The organism is Amycolatopsis sp. DSM 110486 (genome assembly GCF_019468465.1).
Taxonomy (GTDB): domain Bacteria; phylum Actinomycetota; class Actinomycetes; order Mycobacteriales; family Pseudonocardiaceae; genus Amycolatopsis.
Genome location: NZ_CP080519.1, coordinates 9,015,710 through 9,033,350, shown reverse-complemented (window position 1 = coordinate 9,033,350; position 17,641 = coordinate 9,015,710). Strand labels below are relative to the sequence as shown.

The following is a 17,641-nucleotide window of genomic DNA, read 5'->3' as shown; positions in this document are numbered from 1 at the left end:
TTCGGGGCGCTGAGAACTGGAGGCGCCGAGGTTTTTGGCCCGGTGTCAGTGTTTGCTGCCCGCCCGCGCCGCGATCCGCGTCATCAGCGGGCGGGGCAGCAGCTTCCCCAGCGCCGCCGCGGTCTTGTACCGCACGTCCGGCACACTCACCGCCGTGCCGCGGCGGAAGTCGCGGATGGCGGCGGCGACGAGGGTCGCCCCGTCCAGCCACAGCGAGTCCGGGATGCCGCTGGTGTCCATTCCGGACCGTTCGTGGAACTCCGTGCGCACCCAGCCGGGGCACAGCGCCATCACGTGCACACCGCTGCCGCGCACCTGTTCGCGCACGCTGTCGCTGAAGACGACGACCCAGGCCTTCGACGCGCTGTAGGTGCCGCGCGAGAAGAACGCCGCCACCGACGCGACGTTGATCACTCCCCCGCGCCGGCGGGCCAGCATGCCGGGCAACGCCGCCTTCGTGATCCGCAGGACGGCCTCGCAGTGCACCCGCAGCATGTCCAGCTCGGCGGCCACCTCGGTCTCGAGGAACTCGCCCTGGTGCCCGAACCCGGCGTTGTTCACCACGAGGTCCACCGTGGCCACGCGCTGCTCCACGCGGGTGATTCCGGCGTCCGTCGCCAGGTCGGCCACGAGGACCTCGACCGGCACGCCGTGGTCGGCCCGCAGCGAGCGCGCGAACTGCTCGAGCCGGGCCGCGTCCCGGGCGACGAGCACGACCCCGAATCCGTCCGAGGCGAGCCGGCGGGCGAACGCCGCGCCGATTCCGGCTGTCGCACCGGTGACGAGAGCTTCGGGCATGCGCGGCAGTCTAGGCCGGGCACTCACCAGGTCATCGGGAGCCGGGCGATCGACCCGCCCACCTGTTCGCCGAGTTCCGTGCCCAGCATGGGGATCTCGGTGAACGGGACGGCCAGGCGCAAGTCCGGCATCCGCCGCAGCAAAGCGGCGTACGCGGCGCGCAGCTCAACCCGCGCGAGCGGAGCGCCGATGCAGTGCGACATGACGTAGCTGAACGCCGGGTGCGGGTTGGGGCGGCGCCCGACGTCGAAGCGTTCAGGATCGGCGAACACGAGGTCGTCGAAGCCCGTCCAGTAGTGGTCGCACAGCACGAGATCACCCGCGCGGATCACCACGTCCGCCACGGCGATGTCCTCGGCCGCGTACCGCGGCACGCAGGATTCGGCGACCCGGCCGACGCGCAGCACCTCTTCCACGGCCGTGTCGAGCAGGCGCGGGTCGGCCCGCACGCGGTCCCGCTGGCCGGGGTGCCCGGCGAGCAGCGCGATGCCCGCGCTGAGGTTGCTCGGCGTGACCAGGAACGAGAAGCTCGCGAGCGGGAGCAGGCCCGACACGTCGGCGTCGTCCGGGATCACCTCGCACAGCGTGGACGCGAGGTCGTCGCCCGGGGTGCTGCGCTTGTGGCGCGCGAGCTCGCGCAGGTACGCATACAGCTCGTCCAGCGCCGCGGCCGCCGCGTGCTCGGCGCCGACCTCGCCGGCGCCGAGGAGCAAGGCCAGGAAACCGTCCGAATCGGGCACGCCGACGAGGTCGCACAGGATCCGGAACGACAGCGGCAGCGAGAAGTCGTTGTGCAGGTCGGCCGGGCGCCCGGCCGCGAGCACGACGTCGATCTGCTCGACCATCGCCGCGACGCGGTCGGCCAGACGCTGCATCTTGCGGCCGGTGAAGTGGGGAACGAGCGCGCCCCGGATGTCGCCGTGGCGTTCGCGGGCCGCGGCCGGCTCGGCGTCGGACACCGCCAGGTCGAACATCGGCGTGCGCACGTACCGCGGCCGGGCGCCCGGATCGGGGTGTGTCTTGCCCAGCCGCGGGTCGAGCAGCAGCTGCCTGAGCTCCGCGAGCCGGGTGACGAGCCAGGCTTCGTCACCCGCCGGCGTCCGCACGCGGGCCACCGGACCGGTGTCACGCACGGCGCGCAGCACCGGATCCAGCTCGCCCAGCACCAGGTTCCCGCATTTCAGCACGGGTGTGTCCACCGCCGGCTCCCTCCGGTCAAGATCACTTCACGCTAAGCGGGCGCGACTGCGGGAAACCCCAGTGATCCCTCAGCGGGACGACACCCCGATCGTGATCGGTGGTGCTGCGGCGGCGCTGAGCGGGAAGTCGGTAGCCTGGCCCCGTGGTCGACCCCATCCCCCGCGGTTCCGCCGAGAGTGACCCCGAACGTCCTGATCAGGACGGTGAGGGCGAGTCGTCCGGTTCGGACGGTCCCGAACGCAAGGCGCGCAAGAAACGTCCGTTCTGGCAGGAACTGCCGATCCTGATCGTGATCGCCCTCGTGCTCACGATCCTGATCCAGCAGTTCGTGGCGAAGGTCTTCATGATCCCGTCCGAGTCCATGGAGACCACGCTGCACGGCTGCACGGGGTGCTTCGGCGACCGCGTGGTCGTCGACCGGGTCACCTACGACTTCACCGACCCCTCGCCGGGTGACGTGATCGTGTTCCGCGGACCCGGTCCGTGGACGGAACACGAGATCGCGCCGCAGGAGCCGAGCAACATCTTCGCGAAGGGACTGCGCGAGCTCGGCTCGCTCGTCGGCTTCGCGCCGCCGGACGAGCAGGACTTCGTCAAGCGCGTGATCGCCGTCGGCGGGCAGACGGTGCAGTGCTGCGACCCGCAAGGCCGGGTGATCGTGGACGGCAAGGCGCTCGACGAGCCCTACATCCACTGGATCGACCCGAACGACCCGGCGCAGAAGTCGTTCGCCCCGGTCACCGTGCCGCAGGGCAGCCTGTGGGTGATGGGCGACAACCGCAACGACTCGTGCGACTCCACCTGCCAGGGCGGGGGCGGTGTCAACGGCACGGTGCCGGTCGACGACGTGATCGGCAAGGCGCGCTTCATCGTGCTGCCGCCGTCACGCTGGGGCGGGGTCAGCGACTTCGACGCGCAGGACTCGGCGACCCCGGTTGCGCTCGGCGCGCCGGCGTGGCAGCAGGGCCTCCCGCTCGGGGCGGGCATGGCGCTCGCGGTGCCGACGCTGTTCGTCGGCCGGCGCACGCGGGACGCGCTGCGCAAGCGCCGCGGCTGATCGCGTTCCGCCAGGAGAGTTCACGCGAGTCCCGTTAAGGTCACCCGACGTGGACAGCGCGCGCGAACCCTACGACCGCGAAGCCGCCGAGCAGTGGTTCCGGCGGCGCGGCCTGCCGTCGGTGGTGCGCGGCCGCCCGGCGCACCTGCTGGCGCGGATCGTGCCCGCCGAGGTGTTCGTGGTGCTCGGGTTGCTGTTCACCACGGCCACGTCAGTGGTCGACGGCGGCAGCGACGACGAGTTCGCGCGCCGGATGGACCAGACCTGGTTCGCGCTGCTCTACCTCGTCGTGCTCCTCGCGTACGTGGTGGTGCCCTCGGTAGGCGCGTGGCTCGCCGCGCGCTGGGTCCGGCGGCGCGTGCCGGCTCGGCGGGGCACGCCCGTCGCGCTCGGGGTGGCCGCGGTGTTCCTGGTGCTCAACCCGATCGTCGACGCCGCGGCCCCGCCGCGCGACTCGCTGCCGGTCGGGGTGCTGGAACAGCTCGGGCTGCTGGTGGTGCTGCTCGTCGCGGCGTTCTTCGGCGGCGGGTCGATCCTCGGCTGGGCGCTGCGGGCCGCGTTCCGCCAGCTCGGCCGCCTCGGTGACCTCACGTCCCGCGCGTTGCCACTGCTCCTGCTGTTCACCGTATTCGGCTTCTTCACCACCGAGATCTGGCAGGTCACCGCCGACCTCACCCGGCACCGGATCTGGCTCGTCGTCGGGCTTTTCTCGGTGGTGGCGGTGCTGTTCCTCGTGGCCACGCTGTCGGACGAGGTCCGGTCGCTGACGAAAGCGGAGAAGCCCGCCGAACCGGACACGCTGGACGGGACCCCGTTCGCGTCGTGCACCGATCCCGCGCCCGAGCGGGTGCCGCTGACCAAGCTGGAGCGGGCGAACATGGTGCTCGTCCTGCTGCTCACGCAGATCCTGCAGACGCTCGTGCTGTCGGTGCTCACGTTCGTGTTCTTCGTGGCGTTCGGCGTGATCACGGTCCGCGCGCCGGTGATCAAGTCGTGGGTCGGGCACGATCCGACACCGGGCACCCTGTTCGGCATCCAGGTGCCGATCGCCAACGAGCTGCTGCAGGTGTCGTTGTTCATCGCCGCGTTCTCGGCGCTGTACTTCGCGGCCGGCGCGGTCACGGACTCGACGTACCGCAGCTCGTTCTTCGAGCCGCTGGTGCGGCACCTGGACACGAGCCTCACGGCCCGCGACCACTACCTCGCGCGCTTGCCCGTGCGCGGCTGAGCCCGCAGCCCTTCCACCACGAGGTGCAGCAGGCGGTCCGGCAGCTTCGGGTCGTCCGGCGTCTCGTCGGATGCCTGACCGATGGCGCCGGCGAGGCGCAGGAGGTCGGCGATCGTCGCACTCTTGTGGGCCTCCCCCGCCTTTTGCGCTCGGGCGAGCAGCGTTTTCCCGGTCTGTTCAACGGGAATCCGCGACGTCGCGAGTGTCGCGTTCGGACGGTCCTGGCCCGACGCCGCCGCGATGGCCTGCCACGCGCGGTGGCGGTCGACCACGGCCCTCAGCCACGTACCGAGGGCACCGAACGCGTCGTCGGCACGCGCCAGCTCCCGGCCGAGGTCGAGCAGCGCGTCCACCTCGCCCTGGAACACCGCGTCGAGCAGGTCTTCGCGGCGCGGGAAGTGGCGGTAGAGCGTGCCGATCCCGACGCCGGCCCGGCGCGCGATCTCCTCGAGCGACGCGCCCGTGCCGTGGGCGAGGAACGCCGCCCCGGCCTCGGCGACGAGCCGCTCGCGGTTGCGGCGGGCGTCGGCCCGTAGCGGGCGGGTCACGCGGCTTTGAGGTGGTGGCTGAGGTCCCCGGCCAGCGCCACGTGCGGACGCCGTTCGACGAAGCGCCACGCGCCGTGCGAGCGTTCGAAGCGGTCGTCGTAGTGGCCCGACGCGATGGGCTGCAGCGGCAGCCCGGGTGCGGCCTGCAGCGCGGTCCAGTAGCTGTGGGCCGTGGCGGTGCCGGCGGCCTCGTCGACGTGGACGCGCACGTTGGTGGTCAGGTGGCGGGTGCGCGGGGTGCCGTCGGGGTAAAGCACGAGCGTGTCGTGGAAGTACCGCTCGACGGCTTCGCGCCCCGTCGCCGGGTCGCCGCCGGCGAAGGTGCCGTGGGCGAACAGCTCGCCGACCGCGGCGAAGTTCCCGGCGTCGACGTGCGCGGCGTAGGTGAAGATCAGATTCTCGATGGCCTCACGTGCGGACATGATCGCTCCTTGCGTGTAGAGCTTGTGCTTAAGAGGAGGGGTGCCTCCGATCCACTATACGGAGGTACCCCTCCTCTTCGCCAGTGCGGTGTCCCGGTCACGGAAAACCGTTGGCGCGCTGGAGAAATTCACGGCGCTGGAGCTGGTCGCAGCGTGGTAGGTTCGCCGCGGATCCGGCGCCGCCACGATCCCACGACGGACTTCCCGGGGGCTTCACATGTCCATCGTCATTCCCAGCTTCGACGACTCCGTGATCGTGCGGTCGGGCGACGCCGAGGTCATCGGCCGCGCACCCACGACCGTCAAGCTGCTCGCCGACAGCAGCTCCACGGGCGGCGCCCTGTCGACCATCCAGGTCGAGCTCAAGGACGGCGCCAACGGCGCGGCGCCCCACCACCACGCCGGCTCCGCCGAGCTGTTCTACGTCCTCGGCGGCACCGTCCAGGTCCTCTCGGGCGACACCGTCGTCACCGCCGACTGCGGCGACCTCGTCGTCGTGCCGCCCAACCTGACCCACGCCTTCGCGGCCGCACCGGGCGAAGACGCCGACCTGCTCATCGTCATCGCGCCGGGCGTCGAACGCTTCGAGTACTTCCGCCACCTCGAGCGCATCGCGTACGGCAAAGCGGCCCCCGAAAGCCTCCTGGAGGTCCAGGAAATCTACGACACGTACTTCATTGCGAGCGCGGCGTGGGAAGCGGCGCGGACGGTCTGAGCCGTTACTTCGGCAGCGCGTGACCCACCGCGCTGTACGCGTTCATCGGCAACGTCGAGATGCCGCCCAAGACGGTGGTGTCGCGGCGGGGGAACCAGAAAACCGTGACCGCCAAGGCCTCGACGCGCTGGGTGTCGGCGCCGTACATCAGGCCGCCCACCTCCGCGGTGACGCGGGTGGCGGGGCCGGAGTAGTAGCCGTAGAGCGGCAGGTCCCGGCCCGGGCGGCCCGCGGTGAGCGCGTGGAAGCCGGGTGAGCTCGCGCGGGAGCCGGTGGCGAGCTCGGAGGTGATGCCGTCGCCGTCGCGGTGGCCGAGCACGAGCTGGTACGGCGAGGCATCAGGTCCGGCCGATGCGCGTTCGAAGAACAGCACCACCTCGCCTTCCGGGTCCACAATCTTGGTGCCAACCACCTCGCCGACCGGAGCCGCGGCGCGTTGTTCGGGCTGGGCCGCCGTCACGGCCAGCGTGGTCACCGCGGGCGAATCGGGCGTCCGCAGCAGTTGCGCGCCCACGACGACGCCGACGAGCACGACCACCGTCGCGGCGGCGGCCGACAGCCGGCGCACGCGACGACGCCGGCGGCCCTTGCGCATCACGTTCGCCAAGTCCACGGCCGTGAACTCCACGGCGGGCGGTTCCGCCAGCACCCCGCGCAGCGCTTCGAGATCCGTCACGACGCCTGCCCCGCCGCGCACGAGTGCCGCTCGGCGGCCGTGCCGCGCATCTTCGCCAGCGCACGCGAGTTGGTGCTCTTCACCGTGCCCAGCGACACCTTCAACTCGGCCGCGACGTCGGCCTCCGACAGGTCCCAGAAGTGCCGCAGCACCACGATCGCGCGTTCCCGCGGGCTCAGCGGCGCCAGCGCCCGCATGAGCCACTCCTGGTCGACGACGCCGACGGTGAAGTCGCGCTCGACGGCGCGCTCGGGCACCTCCTCGGTGGCCTGCTCGCGGTACGGGCGGCGCCAGCGGTCGATCACGTGGTTGGCCAGCACCTTGCGCGCGTAGGCGAACGGGTCCTGCTTGCGGATCCGCGGCCAGGACGTGTACGTGCGCACCAGCGCGGTCTGGACGTCGTCCTCCGCCTGGTGCCGGTCGCCGGTCAGCAGGTAGGCGGCGTGCAGCAGCCGCGGCGAGAACGCGCGGACGAAGTCCGCGAACTCACTGTCACCCCGGGCCATGCCGGTCCTCGCGCGCGTACATGACCGGTCAGACGAGCGGGACCGCGAAAAGGTTGAGTCCATTCTCGTCGGGGCCGGGTGCTACAACGGACCCGGCGTCCCCGACCGGAAGGTGCTCGATGCAGCGCGCGGACACGATCGACCAGGCCCTGGAGCGGTTCGACTCCGGCGAGCTCTTCGCCGAGCTCGCCCGCCGCGTGGCGTACCGGACCGAGAGCAACCTCACCGCCGGGCACCCGCGGCTGCGCGCGTACCTCACCGACGAGCTCGCCCCGGCCCTGGAAGCCCTGGGCTGCCGCACCCGGGTGGCCGAGAACCCGGTGGCGCCCGAGTGCCCACTGCTGGTGGCGACCCGCCACGAGTCCGCCGACCGGCCCACGGTGCTGCTCTACGGCCACGGCGATGTCGTCAACGGCGAAGCACCCCGATGGCGTGAAGGCCTCGACCCGTGGACGCTGATCGCCGAAGGCGAGCGGTGGTACGGCCGCGGGTCGGCCGACAACAAGGGCCAGCACACGCTGAACCTCTTCGCGCTGCGCGAGGTGCTACGGGCCCGCGGGCAGCTCGGGTTCAACCTCGTCGTGCTCGTCGAAACCGGTGAGGAACGCGGCTCCCCCGGCCTCGTCGAGGTGTGCGGGCAGCTGCGCGACGAATTGCGCGCGGACGTCCTGATCGCGTCCGACGGGGCCCCGCGTGCGCGCCGACCTGCCGACGCTGTTCCTCGGCTCTCGCGGCGTCACGCAGTTCACGCTCACCGCGGACCTGCGCCCACGCGACCACCACTCCGGCAACTGGGGTGGCGTGCTCCGCAACGCGGCCACCACACTGGCCGCCGCGATCACCTCCCTTGTGGACGGACGGGGCCGGATTCTGGTGCCGGGGCTGCGTCCCCCGGCGATCCCCGAGTCCGTGCGCGACGCGTTGGCCACCGTGCCGGTCGGCGGCGGAGCGGACGACCCGGCCGTCGACGAGGGCTGGGGCGAGCCGGATCTCACGCCCGCGGAACGGCTGTTCGGATGGAACACCGTGGAGGTGCTGGCGTTCCTCGCCGGCACGCCCGCGTCACCGGTCAACGCCATCCCGGGCCGCGCGGAGGCGACGCTGCAACTGCGGTCGGTGGTGGGCACGGACCTCGCCCGGCTCGAGCCGGCGCTGCGGAACCACCTGGCGGAGCACGGTTTTCCGATGGTCGACGTCGCTGTCACCGAGAGCCGGCCGCCGACGCGCACGGATCCCGATCACCCCTGGGTGCGCTGGGCCGCCGACTCCGTCGCCCGCACCACAGGCAGCGCGCCCGTGCTCCTGCCCAACCTCGGCGGCACGATCCCCAACGACGCGTTCGCGGAAATCCTGGACATGCCGACGATCTGGCTCCCCCACTCCTACCCGGCCTGCGCCCAGCACGCGCCCGACGAGCACCTGCTCGCTCCCCTGGCGCGCGAGGCCGTCGCGATCATGACCGGCCTGTTCTGGGACCTGGGCGACAAGTGATCGTTCACATTCGTGAACCCGGCAAGTCCGCTCCGGGCATTTCCGGCATCCCGTTCATGGACGTCGTCCACTCGACCTTCGCGGTGGGCCACTCGAAGCTGTGACCTGGGACGTTCACCCAGCGAATCCGGACGCGTGAGGCGAGCGGACACGCACATCGACCTCCCGCCGCGAACCCGCGGGAGGTCGATGGCATGATGCCCCAACCGGTCCCGCCCGCGGAGGGCGGCAGTGAGCCGATGAGGAAGGTGAGGCTTGAGCACGCGCACCACCCAGGTGGACGATCTCCGACTGGTGGCTCAGCCCAGTGCGGTTCCGTGCACCGAGCTGTTCGTCCGCCTGATCTTGTCGGACTGGTCGCTCCTGCCGATGCTGGAACAGGTCACCGCCACCACGTCGCGGCTCGTCGGCGACATCGTGGACCAGAGCAACACCGCCGCCCCCGCGTTCATCACCGTGCGCCTGCAGCTGCGCGGCGAGGTGCTCGTGGTCGAGATCGAGGACGACCTCGTCGGCCCGAACCCGCCGCGAACCGCGCCCGGCGACCGGATCGGCGTGGAGCCCCTGCGCAACGGCCGCCTCACGTGGTGCGAGATGCCGCTGCCCAGCGGCATGACGGCGGGCCAGGTCCGCCTGCCGCGTCGGCAGGAACGCCGCACCCTCGTGGACGAGCCCGTGTCGGGCGCGCCGGTCGCCGCCGACCCGGAAGTGCTGGAACGGCTGCTCAACCGGCTCAGCGGCTGGTCCGATTGAGCACGCCGTCCACAGTGGACCGCGGTCAGGCGGCGCGCTCGCTCCACGCGCGCTCGAGCGCCTGCGCGAACACCTCGGTGGCCTGACCACCCGCGACGCCGATGCGCCGGTCCAGCACGAAGAACGGCACCCCGGTCGCGCCGAGCTGCGCCGCTTCCCGCTCCTCCGCCCGCACGGCGTCCGCGTAGGCCGCCGGATCGGCCAGCACCCGGCTCGCGTCCTCGCGGTCCAGACCGGCCTCCACCGCCACGTCGAGCAGCGTGTCCCCGGTGAACAGCGGACGCGCCTCGGCGAAGTTGGCCGTGAACAACGCGTCCACCATCCGGCGCTCCAGCCCGCGCTCGCGCGCGAGGTGCATCAGCCGGTGGGCGTCGAAGGTGTTGCCGATCTCCCGGTCGGACCGGTACCCGAGCCCGACCTCCGCGACGAGCCCGGCGAGGTGCTCCTCCATCTCCACCGCCTGCGGCCCGTACCTCGCGGTCAGCATTTCCTGCAACGGCTCCACCGTGTCGCGCGACGGGTCCAGCTCGAACGACCGGAACGTCACCTCCACCTCGTCCCGGTGCTCGAACCCCTCCAGCGCCGCCTCGAACCGCGCCTTCCCGAGGTAGCACCACGGGCAGATGACATCGCTCCAGATTTCCACGTGCATGTCCCCAGCCTAAGGACCGCGGGGGTGATCCAGAAGTACGCACTCCCAGGTAACCGACCCCTTCCTGCGCGGCGACGAAGCCGGGCCCGGCGGCTGTGGGACGACTCACCACGCGGCGGACCCACGCAGGGTCACCGCCCGGACCACCCGACCGTGGGCCCAAGCTAGGAGTTTGCCTAGTTCCCGCCCGTTTCAATCGGAGGTGTGGAGCGACCTGGGACGAAGACCGAAGCCCGCCGGGTCCGCCTCCGAGTCACGGCCGCGCACGGCGTGGGAGCGGACGGGCGGGCTCGCGGGCCTGCTCGTGTCGTCGCTGCCGTCGCTGGTTTTCGTGGTGGTGAACTCCTTCGCGGGGCTGGGCTACTTCCTGTCCGACATCTGGTTCAGCCTCGCGTGTTTCGTGGCGCTGGCGGTGTCGATCGTCGTGCGCCGGCCGCTGGTCGGCGTGGTGTGGAGCCTGGTCAACAGCGAGAAGATGACCTGACGGGCCGACCGGCGCTCGCGGCTGGGCTACGACCTGGCCACGGCCACGGCCACGCTGGTGTTCGCGTCGCGGTTCCTGGTGCAGCAGTACCTCTACGACCAGGACCGCACGGGCTGGCTCGCCTTCGCCAAGATCGCCATGGGCAACCCGCTCACCGGCCTCGCGTTCGGGGCCGCCGCGTGGGCGATCCACTACGCGAGCAAGCGCGAGAAGCTCCTCGCCGACGCGTAGTGCCGAGAACACGGGAAAGCGAGAAGTTTTCCCCTTCGTGGTGTCGAATGGCGTCGAGCCGGTTCGTGGGCAGGGTGAGGGACCGGCGAACGGACCGGTCGCCCGAGCGAAGGAGCCCGCCATGAAGCAGTACCTGCTCGCCGTCCAGCTCGACGAGAGCAAGCCGGAGCCCGAAGAGGACTTCGAGCCGATGCTGGCCCGGACCGGCCGGGTCACCGAGGACATGAAGTCCGCCGGGGTGTGGGTGTTCGTCGGTGGTCTGCGGCCCTCGCACGCGTCCACGGTCGTGCGACCCGGAGATGGCACGGTCACGATCACCGACGGCCCGTTCGCCGAGACGAAGGAACAGCTCGGCGGGTTCTGGGTGATCCGGTGCGACGACCTCGACCAGGCGCTCGCGTGGGCCGAGAAGTGCGCGCTGGCCTGCGGGCAGCTGATCGAGGTGCGCCCGTTCGACGACATCTCGCAGCGCTGAGGCGCCGGTGGACCTCGACAGCGTCTACCGGGCCGAGTACGGCCCCTGCGTGGCCACGCTGACGCGCCTCCTCGGCGACATCGGGCTCGCCGAGGAGGCCGTGCAGGACGCGTTCGCGGTGGCCGTCACCAAGTGGGCCGATGCGCTGCCGCCCAACCCCGGCGGGTGGATCGTGACCACCGCCCGCAACCGCGCCATCGACCGCCTGCGCCGCGAGTCCACGCGCGAGGCGCGCCACGCGCAGGCCCTGCTGCTGAACGAACGCGACGAGCCCGAGGAGGTGGGACCCGTGCGCGACGACCAGCTCCGCCTGATCTTCACCTGCTGCCACCCGGCGCTGTCGCCGCTCGCGCAGACCGCGCTCACGCTGCGGCTGCTCGGCGGGCTGGAGGTGCCGGAGATCGCGCGCGCCTACCTCGTGCCGGAGGCGACCCTCGCCCAGCGGATCGTGCGCGCGAAGAAGAAGATCCGCGACGCCGGCATCCCCTACCGGGTGCCCGGCGCGGCCGACCTGCCCGACCGGCTGCCGCCCGTGCTCACCGTGCTCTACCTGGTGTTCAACGAGGGCTACACGTCGACGTCCGGCGAGCTGCTGCGGACGGACCTGTGCGCCGACGCCGTCCGCCTGGCGCGGGCGCTCGCCGAGCTGATGCCGGACGAGCCGGAGGTGCTCGGGCTGCTGGCGCTGCTCCTGCTCACCGAAGCCCGCCGGCCGGCGCGCGTGGGTCCCTCGGGTGAGCTGGTGGTGCTAGCGGAGCAGGACCGGTCACTGTGGAACCGCGAGCTGATCGCCGAGGGGCACGACCTGGTCCGCCATTGTCTGCGCCGCGGGCAGCCGGGTCCGTACCAGCTGCAGGCGGCGATCAACGCCGTGCACACGGACGGGCCGACCACCGACTGGACGCAGGTCCTGGCGCTCTACGACCAGCTCCTGCAGCACTCCCCGACCCCGGTCGTCGCGCTCAACCGGGCGGTCGCCGTTGCCGAGGTGCACGGTCCGGCGGCGGCGCTGGCCACTGTGGACGAGCTGGACCTGCCGGGCTACCACCTGCTGCCGGCCACCCGCGCCGACCTGCTCACCCGGCTGGGCCGGACCGCGGAAGCCGTCGCCGCCTACGACGAGGCGATCAGCCTGGCCGGCAACGACACCGAACGCGCCTTCCTGCGAACGCGCCGGGCTCGCCTGGCCGAAACCTAAGGCGCCACAACAGGTTCCCGCGCGCCCGTGCGTTCGGCACCGATGCCCGCCGCCACCACGAACAGCACTCCCGCGGCCGCGGCCAGGTCGGGCACCTGGTGGAGCACGAGCAACCCGATCGTCATCGCGATGGCGGGTTCGAGGCTCATGAGCGTGCCGAAGGCCGACGCTGTGAGCCGCCGCAGCGCGAGCATCTCGAAGCTGAACGGCACCACCGGCAGCAGGATCGCGAGCCCCAGCCCGGCGAGCAGCAGCTCCCACGACAGGTGCCCGAACACCGCCGGCCCCTGCACCAGCGTCGCCACGATCGCCGCCACCGGCATGGACACCGCGAGGCCACGCACGCCCGACACCTCGTCGCCGACACGTTGCGTCAGCAGGATGTAAGTCGCCCAGCAGACCGCCGAGGCGAGCGCGTAACCGACGCCGACCAGGTCCGCCCCGCCCTCCCACGGTTCGGTCAGCAACAGCACGCCGACGGCGGCGAGCACCGGCCACAGGCGTTTGCCGCCGCGCCCGCGCGTGATCGCGACCGTGAGCGGGCCGAGGAACTCCAGCGCGCTCGCGGTGCCCAGTGGCAGCCGCGCGACGGCGGCCATGAACAGCATCGTCATGCCGGCAGTGACGACGCCCAGCACCACGCACGCGAGCAGCGTCGAGCGGCTGAACGACGACGGGCGCGGGCGGACCAGCACGAGCAGCAGCACCCCGGCCCAGGCGAGCCGCAGCCACGCGGCGCCCTCGGGCCCGACGCGGTCGAACAGGCCGACGGACAGCGCCAGGCCGAGCTGCACGCAGAGCATCGCGGCGACGGCGAGCGCCGCCCCGGTGCGGGTGGAGGAGGAGAGCACGCGTCCAGGAGAACCGATGGCCACCGTTCGTGTCCACGTGCCGATCGTGAACGTACTGTCCGGGAATCCTGGACAATGGCGGCATGGACACCCGCAGGCTGCAGTTCCTCCTCGAGCTGTCGCGGCTCGGCTCGATGCGCGCCGTCGCGGATGTGCTCGACACCACCACGTCGACGGTGTCGCAGCAGATCGCCGCACTGGCGCTGGAGACGGGCGCGCCGCTGCTCGAACCGGACGGCCGCCGCGTCCGCTTGACCCCGGCCGGGCAGCGGCTGGCCGAGCACGCCGTGACGATCCTGGCCGCCGTGGAGGCCGCGCGGGCGGACCTCGACCCGCACGCGGAGCCGGCGGGCACCGTGCGGGTGGCGGGCTTCGCCACGGCGATCCGGCGTGCGCTGCTGCCGGCGGCCGACCGGCTGGCGCGGACGCATCCACGGGTTCGGCTGGTGATCAGCGAGTACGAACCTGCCGAAGCCATGACCCAGCTGCTGGCCGACGACGTCGACCTCGCGCTGATCTACGACTACGACCTCGCGCCCGCGACCACCGACCGGTCGCTCGACGTCCGTCCTCTGTGGACGGCCGCGTGGGGGCTGGGCGTGCCGGCGACGGAAGCGGGCCGCGTGGCCGGCGAGGGCACACTGGCCGTGTTCGAGGCCTTTCGCGACCACGACTGGATCGGCAACTCCCGCAACCGCGCCGACGAGGACGTGGTGCGCACGCTGGCGTCGATGGCCGGGTTCACCCCGCGCGTCACGCACCTGGCCGACAGCCTCGATCTCGTGGAGGACCTGATCGTCGCGGGGCCCGGCGTCGGGTTGCTGCCGGTCGCGCGCCCGACGCGGCCGGAGGTGGCGCTGCTGCCGCTGACCGGGCCGGACGTGCGGCTGCGCTCGTTCACGGCCACCCGGCGCGGGCGGGACGCGTGGCCGCCGCTCGCGCTCGTGCTCGACCTGCTGCGGCGCCGCTACGATGGCGAACCATGACCACGGAAAAGGCGATCCTCGCGGGCGGATGTTTCTGGGGCATGGAGGAGCTGTTCCGCCACCAGCCCGGCGTCGTGTCCACGCGCGTCGGCTACAGCGGCGGCGACACCCCCAACGCCACCTACCGCAACCACGGCACCCACGCCGAGGCCATCGAGGTCCTCTACGACCCCTCCCAGACCGACTTCCGCAACCTGCTCGAGTTCTTCTTCCAGGTCCACGACCCGACCACGAAGAACCGCCAGGGCAACGACATCGGCCTGAGCTACCGCTCCGCGATCTACTTCACCAACGACGAGCAGAAGAAGGTCGCCGAAGACACCATCGCCGACGTCGAGGCCTCCGGCCTCTGGCCCGGCAAGGTCGTCACCGAAGTCACCCCCGCCGGCGACTTCTGGCAGGCCGAACCCGAACACCAGAACTACCTCCAGACCTATCCGAACGGCTACACGTGTCACTTCCCCCGCCCCGGGTGGAAGCTGCCCAAGCGCGCCTGAGCGAGCTCGGCGTCGCGGAAGGCGGCGGGCGAGAACTGCCACCACACCACCGCGGCGCCGACCAGCTGGATCAACGCGCTCATCACCCACACCGCGCGCAGACTCACGTGCGCGGCGACGAACCCGCCCGCGAGCGCGCCCAGGGGCGTCAGTCCCCACGCCAGCGCGCGGTGGCTGGTGAGCACACGGCCCAGCAGCGGCGACGGCGTGAAGCGCTGGCGTGAGGACTGGGAACAGACGTTCCACACGAGCGTGGTCGCCGTGAGGAACACGAGCACCAGCCCCACGACCGGCGGCCACGGCGGCACCAAAGCGATGGCGAGCTGCGCCACCACGCCGCAGCTCTGCGCCAGCCGCATCGACCACGAGTAACCCAGCCGCCGCACCACCCGGTCCACCACGAACGACGACGCGACCCAGCCGACGGCCAGGCACGCGAGCAGCCCGCCGTAGCCGACGGGGCCGAGGTGCAGCACCTGCGTCGCGAAGAGCACCAGCATCGCGTTGCCCGCGCTCGCCGCGAACGACCCCAGCGCGACGGTGATCGTGATCGACCGCAGCAGCGGCGTGCCCACCAGGTACCGCAGCCCTTCGCCGATGTCGCGCAACGGATGCGCCGGCGACTTCACCGGCGGCGCCGACGGAATCCCGCGTACCAAGGCGAACGCCACGACCGCCGCCGCCGTGGCGCCCCACGCCGGAATCCCCGCCCCGATCCCGAGCAGCACCCCCGTCGCCGGCGGGACGACGAACTGCACCAGCCCCCGGTCGATCACCTGCAGCCGCGCGTTCGCCGCCGCCAGCCGGTCGGGTCCCACGACGTCCGGCACGAGCGCGCCGCTGGCGCCGTCGCCGAACACCTGCGCCGTGGTGACCACGAACGCCACCACCGCCACCACGGGCAGGCTCAGTTCGTGCAGCGATCCGGCCGCGGCGAGCGCCACGGCGGCCGCGGCGAGCACGGCGTACGCCCCCGCCAGCACTGCCGTCCGCCGCACCCGGTCGATCACCACGCCCGCGAACAACGACAACAGCAACCACGGCGCCTGCCCGGCCACCGTCACCAGCGAAATCTCCCGCGGGTCCGTCGTGATCGACACGGCCAGCAGCGGAATCGCCGAGAGCACCAGGCCTTCCCCCGCCGATCCGAACACCGCGACCAGCTGCAACCGCCCCCACGACCCCATACCGGCGAGTCTGGTGACGGGGTCAAGTGATTTTCTTGCCGGCTAAGCCTTTCCGACGGCGAGAAGGTGCGCGCTGGCGTTGATCATGTGGGAATCCCGCTCGACCAGCCGGGCGCACTGCAGCGCCGATTCCAGGTGCTCGTCCCGGATCGCCGCGCCCGCCACGTCGAGCGCGGCCCAGGCGGGGCCTTCCACGCCGAACACCTCGACGTCCCGCACGCCGGCGGTTCGGACCTCGCCACCCAGCTCCGCAGCGGTGTGGAAGTGCGCGGGGACGAATCCGACGTGCCCGTCGTACTTTCCCGTGCCGATGACCTCGCCGACGGCGCCGTCCATCCGCGCGTCGAGGCGCCCGGTCGTACTCACCTCCAGAAGGGACAGGTAGCGGCTGATCGCCGCGGCGCACAGGAGGCCACCAGGACGGAGTACGCGCAGCGCTTCGGCCAGCGCCAACGTTCGGTCCTCGGCCTCGACGAGGTGGTAGAGCGGCCCGAAGAGCAGGACGACGTCCGCGCTCGCGTCCGGCCACGTGAGCGCCCGCGCGTCGCCGAGTTCCGCTGTGACGCCGGGGATCCCGGCCGCGACCTCGACATGCCGGGGCACCGGGTCGACGACGTGCACGGAGTGACCGTCGGCGGCGAGCCAGCGCGCGTGCACACCGGTTCCACCGCCGACGTCGAGCACCCGCAACGCCTTCCCGTTCAGCGCCCGCCGCACCAACTCCTGCGTCCGCAGGAACTCCAGCTTCCCGTGCGCCGAGCGGGTCAGCCGGGTGTCCTCGTCGGTATCGTGGCCGTAGAACTCAGTGAGGTTTGCCGTCATGGCACCCGAGGATGATCGCTGCCCACATCGCGCCGCAAACGATAATGGTGCCGCTGGTCAGCTTCCGAAGGCCCAGGCCACCATCAGCGGGAACTCCGCGGCCCAGAACGGGCCGCCGTGATCGCCGACCCGTTCCGTCAGCACGACGTCCGCGCCGGCATCGCGCAGCGCGTCCGCCCACCGCGTCGCGTTCCTCGCGAAGAACGGCTCCAGCGTGCCGGCGACCAGGTAGACGCGCGGTAGCGGGCTCGGCATCGCGACAGGCGGGCGGTAGCCGGCGCCCGGCGACGCGGAAAAGACCGCACCGTAGACATCCGGATGCCGAAGGCCCATCGCCAGCGAGAACTCTCCGCTCGCCGACACACCGCACACCGCCGTGCGTTCGGCGGGCAAGTCGACGCCGAAGCGCGACCGCACCCATCGGCGGACGTCCCCGGTGAAGAACCGCTCGTGCGCCGCGAACCGGTCCTGGTCGAACGACGGCGAGTACTCCCGGATGCGCACCATCTCGTCCTCGCCGGCGGTCCGGTGGGCGCCGACGATCATCGTGGGCGGCACGTCGGCGGCTTCGAGGTGGCCGCCCCACTGCGAGATCAGCTGACCGTCACCGGCGAACACGACCGCCTCGGGCGGATCCGGCGGCACGTACACGGTGACCCGCCGTCCACCGTCGTACTCGAAGATCTCGGTGACCAATTCTCCCGCCACCCGACCGGCCCGCGCCGGTTGCGACGCTGCCGCAGGATCGTTGCCGCCCGCAGCCGCTCGATCGTCCATGCCCCACACCTCGATCTTCAGCCCTCGCCGGCCGGTCGACAGCACTTTGCAAGGTAGTCCTGAACGGCCGTGCGGCGAGCGAATCCG

The 17,641-nt window shown here is 71.9% G+C and carries 20 protein-coding genes and 2 pseudogenes; 11 read left to right on the top strand and 11 right to left on the bottom strand.

What is annotated here, in order from left to right:
* Positions 1 to 45: 45 nt before the first annotated feature.
* Positions 46 to 798 carry an SDR family oxidoreductase gene (locus K1T34_RS43690; RefSeq protein ID WP_220240500.1) on the bottom strand — a complete coding sequence of 251 codons (753 nt, stop codon included), beginning with the start codon at positions 796 to 798 and terminating at the stop codon, positions 46 to 48.
* 23 nt (positions 799 to 821) lie between these two features.
* On the bottom strand, positions 822 to 1,997 hold the full coding sequence (locus K1T34_RS43685) for a cytochrome P450 (RefSeq protein ID WP_220240499.1): 1,176 nt from the start codon (positions 1,995 to 1,997) through the stop codon (positions 822 to 824).
* Positions 1,998 to 2,140: 143 nt separating this feature from the next.
* On the opposite strand from K1T34_RS43685, the gene lepB reads away from it, so the two are divergent.
* Together lepB and K1T34_RS43675 are read left to right on the top strand one after the other, a co-directional pair.
* The gene (gene lepB / locus K1T34_RS43680) at positions 2,141 to 3,055 is read left to right on the top strand and encodes a signal peptidase I (protein WP_220240498.1); all 915 of its coding nucleotides are present in this window, start codon (positions 2,141 to 2,143) and stop codon (positions 3,053 to 3,055) included.
* Between the two features lie 49 nt (positions 3,056 to 3,104).
* Positions 3,105 to 4,283 (top strand): hypothetical protein, encoded by a 1,179-nt coding sequence (locus K1T34_RS43675; RefSeq protein ID WP_220240497.1) that lies wholly within the window; start codon positions 3,105 to 3,107, stop codon positions 4,281 to 4,283.
* On the opposite strand, the gene K1T34_RS43670 is transcribed toward K1T34_RS43675, so the two are convergent.
* Both K1T34_RS43670 and K1T34_RS43665 read right to left on the bottom strand, forming a co-directional pair.
* Positions 4,253 to 4,831, bottom strand: a complete 579-nt coding sequence (locus K1T34_RS43670; protein ID WP_220240496.1) for a TetR/AcrR family transcriptional regulator — start codon at positions 4,829 to 4,831, stop codon at positions 4,253 to 4,255. The two genes, K1T34_RS43675 and K1T34_RS43670, sit on opposite strands and share 31 nt — an antisense overlap.
* Positions 4,828 to 5,253, bottom strand: coding sequence for a nuclear transport factor 2 family protein (locus K1T34_RS43665; RefSeq protein ID WP_220240495.1), 426 nt, complete (start codon positions 5,251 to 5,253; stop codon positions 4,828 to 4,830). Before K1T34_RS43665 ends, K1T34_RS43670 begins: the two co-directional genes overlap by 4 nt.
* Positions 5,254 to 5,470: 217 nt before the next feature.
* Here K1T34_RS43665 and K1T34_RS43660 point away from each other — a divergent pair, with 217 nt between their 5' ends.
* The gene (locus K1T34_RS43660; RefSeq protein ID WP_220240494.1) at positions 5,471 to 5,968 is read left to right on the top strand and encodes a cupin domain-containing protein; all 498 of its coding nucleotides are present in this window, start codon (positions 5,471 to 5,473) and stop codon (positions 5,966 to 5,968) included.
* Positions 5,969 to 5,972: 4 nt separating this feature from the next.
* Here K1T34_RS43660 and K1T34_RS43655 read toward each other — a convergent pair whose 3' ends face one another.
* Entirely contained in the window at positions 5,973 to 6,644 is a 672-nt protein-coding gene (locus K1T34_RS43655) for a hypothetical protein (protein ID WP_220240493.1), read from the bottom strand.
* Positions 6,641 to 7,150: a SigE family RNA polymerase sigma factor gene (locus K1T34_RS43650; RefSeq protein ID WP_220240492.1), complete on the bottom strand. Its 510-nt coding sequence runs from the start codon at positions 7,148 to 7,150 to the stop codon at positions 6,641 to 6,643. The genes K1T34_RS43655 and K1T34_RS43650 overlap by 4 nt, the downstream gene beginning before the upstream one ends.
* 20 nt (positions 7,151 to 7,170) lie before the next feature.
* Between K1T34_RS43650 and K1T34_RS54955 the strand changes: the two are divergent.
* From K1T34_RS54955 to K1T34_RS43640, 3 genes and pseudogenes are all read left to right on the top strand, one after another.
* Positions 7,171 to 7,761: pseudogene (locus tag K1T34_RS54955) on the top strand (M20/M25/M40 family metallo-hydrolase); the annotation flags it as partial.
* Between the two features lie 82 nt (positions 7,762 to 7,843).
* Positions 7,844 to 8,641 carry a peptidase dimerization domain-containing protein gene (locus K1T34_RS54950; protein WP_370643534.1) on the top strand — a complete coding sequence of 266 codons (798 nt, stop codon included), beginning with the start codon at positions 7,844 to 7,846 and terminating at the stop codon, positions 8,639 to 8,641.
* 255 nt (positions 8,642 to 8,896) lie between these two features.
* On the top strand, positions 8,897 to 9,394 hold the full coding sequence (locus K1T34_RS43640) for an ATP-binding protein (protein WP_220240491.1): 498 nt from the start codon (positions 8,897 to 8,899) through the stop codon (positions 9,392 to 9,394).
* Positions 9,395 to 9,419: 25 nt separating this feature from the next.
* Here the strand turns inward: K1T34_RS43640 and K1T34_RS43635 are convergent, their stop codons facing one another.
* Positions 9,420 to 10,046 (bottom strand): DsbA family oxidoreductase, encoded by a 627-nt coding sequence (locus K1T34_RS43635; protein WP_220240490.1) that lies wholly within the window; start codon positions 10,044 to 10,046, stop codon positions 9,420 to 9,422.
* 202 nt (positions 10,047 to 10,248) lie between these two features.
* Here K1T34_RS43635 and K1T34_RS54110 point away from each other — a divergent pair.
* The 3 genes and pseudogenes from K1T34_RS54110 (at position 10,249) to K1T34_RS43615 (ending at position 12,434) form a co-directional block, all read left to right on the top strand.
* Positions 10,249 to 10,761, top strand: a pseudogene (locus K1T34_RS54110) (DUF3159 domain-containing protein).
* Positions 10,762 to 10,882: 121 nt separating this feature from the next.
* Positions 10,883 to 11,236, top strand: a complete 354-nt coding sequence (locus K1T34_RS43620; protein WP_220240488.1) for a YciI family protein — start codon at positions 10,883 to 10,885, stop codon at positions 11,234 to 11,236.
* Positions 11,237 to 11,243: 7 nt separating this feature from the next.
* Positions 11,244 to 12,434, top strand: a complete 1,191-nt coding sequence (locus K1T34_RS43615) for an RNA polymerase sigma factor (RefSeq protein WP_220240487.1) — start codon at positions 11,244 to 11,246, stop codon at positions 12,432 to 12,434.
* On the opposite strand, the gene K1T34_RS43610 is transcribed toward K1T34_RS43615, so the two are convergent.
* Positions 12,431 to 13,285, bottom strand: coding sequence for a DMT family transporter (locus K1T34_RS43610; protein ID WP_255638004.1), 855 nt, complete (start codon positions 13,283 to 13,285; stop codon positions 12,431 to 12,433). The genes K1T34_RS43615 and K1T34_RS43610 overlap by 4 nt on opposite strands.
* A gap of 83 nt (positions 13,286 to 13,368) precedes the next feature.
* Here K1T34_RS43610 and K1T34_RS43605 point away from each other — a divergent pair, with 83 nt between their 5' ends.
* The gene (locus tag K1T34_RS43605) at positions 13,369 to 14,271 is read left to right on the top strand and encodes a LysR family transcriptional regulator (protein WP_220240486.1); all 903 of its coding nucleotides are present in this window, start codon (positions 13,369 to 13,371) and stop codon (positions 14,269 to 14,271) included.
* Positions 14,268 to 14,768 (top strand): peptide-methionine (S)-S-oxide reductase MsrA, encoded by a 501-nt coding sequence (gene msrA, locus K1T34_RS43600; RefSeq protein ID WP_220240485.1) that lies wholly within the window; start codon positions 14,268 to 14,270, stop codon positions 14,766 to 14,768. The genes K1T34_RS43605 and msrA overlap by 4 nt, the downstream gene beginning before the upstream one ends.
* Here msrA and K1T34_RS43595 read toward each other — a convergent pair.
* The 3 genes from K1T34_RS43595 to K1T34_RS43585 are packed head-to-tail and all read right to left on the bottom strand — an operon-like array spanning position 14,726 to position 17,554.
* The gene (locus K1T34_RS43595) at positions 14,726 to 15,955 is read right to left on the bottom strand and encodes an MFS transporter (RefSeq protein WP_220240484.1); all 1,230 of its coding nucleotides are present in this window, start codon (positions 15,953 to 15,955) and stop codon (positions 14,726 to 14,728) included. The two genes, msrA and K1T34_RS43595, sit on opposite strands and share 43 nt — an antisense overlap.
* Positions 15,956 to 15,997: 42 nt before the next feature.
* A complete protein-coding gene (locus K1T34_RS43590; RefSeq protein ID WP_220240483.1) occupies positions 15,998 to 16,777 on the bottom strand; it encodes a class I SAM-dependent methyltransferase in 780 nt (259 codons plus the stop codon).
* A gap of 57 nt (positions 16,778 to 16,834) precedes the next feature.
* Positions 16,835 to 17,554: an esterase family protein gene (locus tag K1T34_RS43585; protein ID WP_220240482.1), complete on the bottom strand. Its 720-nt coding sequence runs from the start codon at positions 17,552 to 17,554 to the stop codon at positions 16,835 to 16,837.
* Positions 17,555 to 17,641 lie beyond the last annotated feature (87 nt).

Bases quoted from the DNA above. Each gene is read 5' to 3' on its own strand.
- K1T34_RS43605 (WP_220240486.1), top strand. From the start codon at position 13,369: ATGGACACCCGCAGGCTGCAGTTCCTCCTCGAGCTGTCGCGGCTCGGC.
- K1T34_RS43590 (WP_220240483.1), bottom strand. From the start codon at position 16,777: ATGACGGCAAACCTCACTGAGTTCTACGGCCACGATACCGACGAGGAC.
- K1T34_RS43660 (WP_220240494.1), top strand. From the start codon at position 5,471: ATGTCCATCGTCATTCCCAGCTTCGACGACTCCGTGATCGTGCGGTCG.
- K1T34_RS43620 (WP_220240488.1), top strand. From the start codon at position 10,883: ATGAAGCAGTACCTGCTCGCCGTCCAGCTCGACGAGAGCAAGCCGGAG.
- K1T34_RS43595 (WP_220240484.1), bottom strand. From the start codon at position 15,955: ATGGGGTCGTGGGGGCGGTTGCAGCTGGTCGCGGTGTTCGGATCGGCG.
- K1T34_RS43665 (WP_220240495.1), bottom strand. From the start codon at position 5,253: ATGTCCGCACGTGAGGCCATCGAGAATCTGATCTTCACCTACGCCGCG.
- K1T34_RS43585 (WP_220240482.1), bottom strand. From the start codon at position 17,554: ATGGACGATCGAGCGGCTGCGGGCGGCAACGATCCTGCGGCAGCGTCG.
- K1T34_RS43635 (WP_220240490.1), bottom strand. From the start codon at position 10,046: ATGCACGTGGAAATCTGGAGCGATGTCATCTGCCCGTGGTGCTACCTC.
- K1T34_RS43650 (WP_220240492.1), bottom strand. From the start codon at position 7,150: ATGGCCCGGGGTGACAGTGAGTTCGCGGACTTCGTCCGCGCGTTCTCG.
- msrA (WP_220240485.1), top strand. From the start codon at position 14,268: ATGACCACGGAAAAGGCGATCCTCGCGGGCGGATGTTTCTGGGGCATG.
- K1T34_RS43690 (WP_220240500.1), bottom strand. From the start codon at position 798: ATGCCCGAAGCTCTCGTCACCGGTGCGACAGCCGGAATCGGCGCGGCG.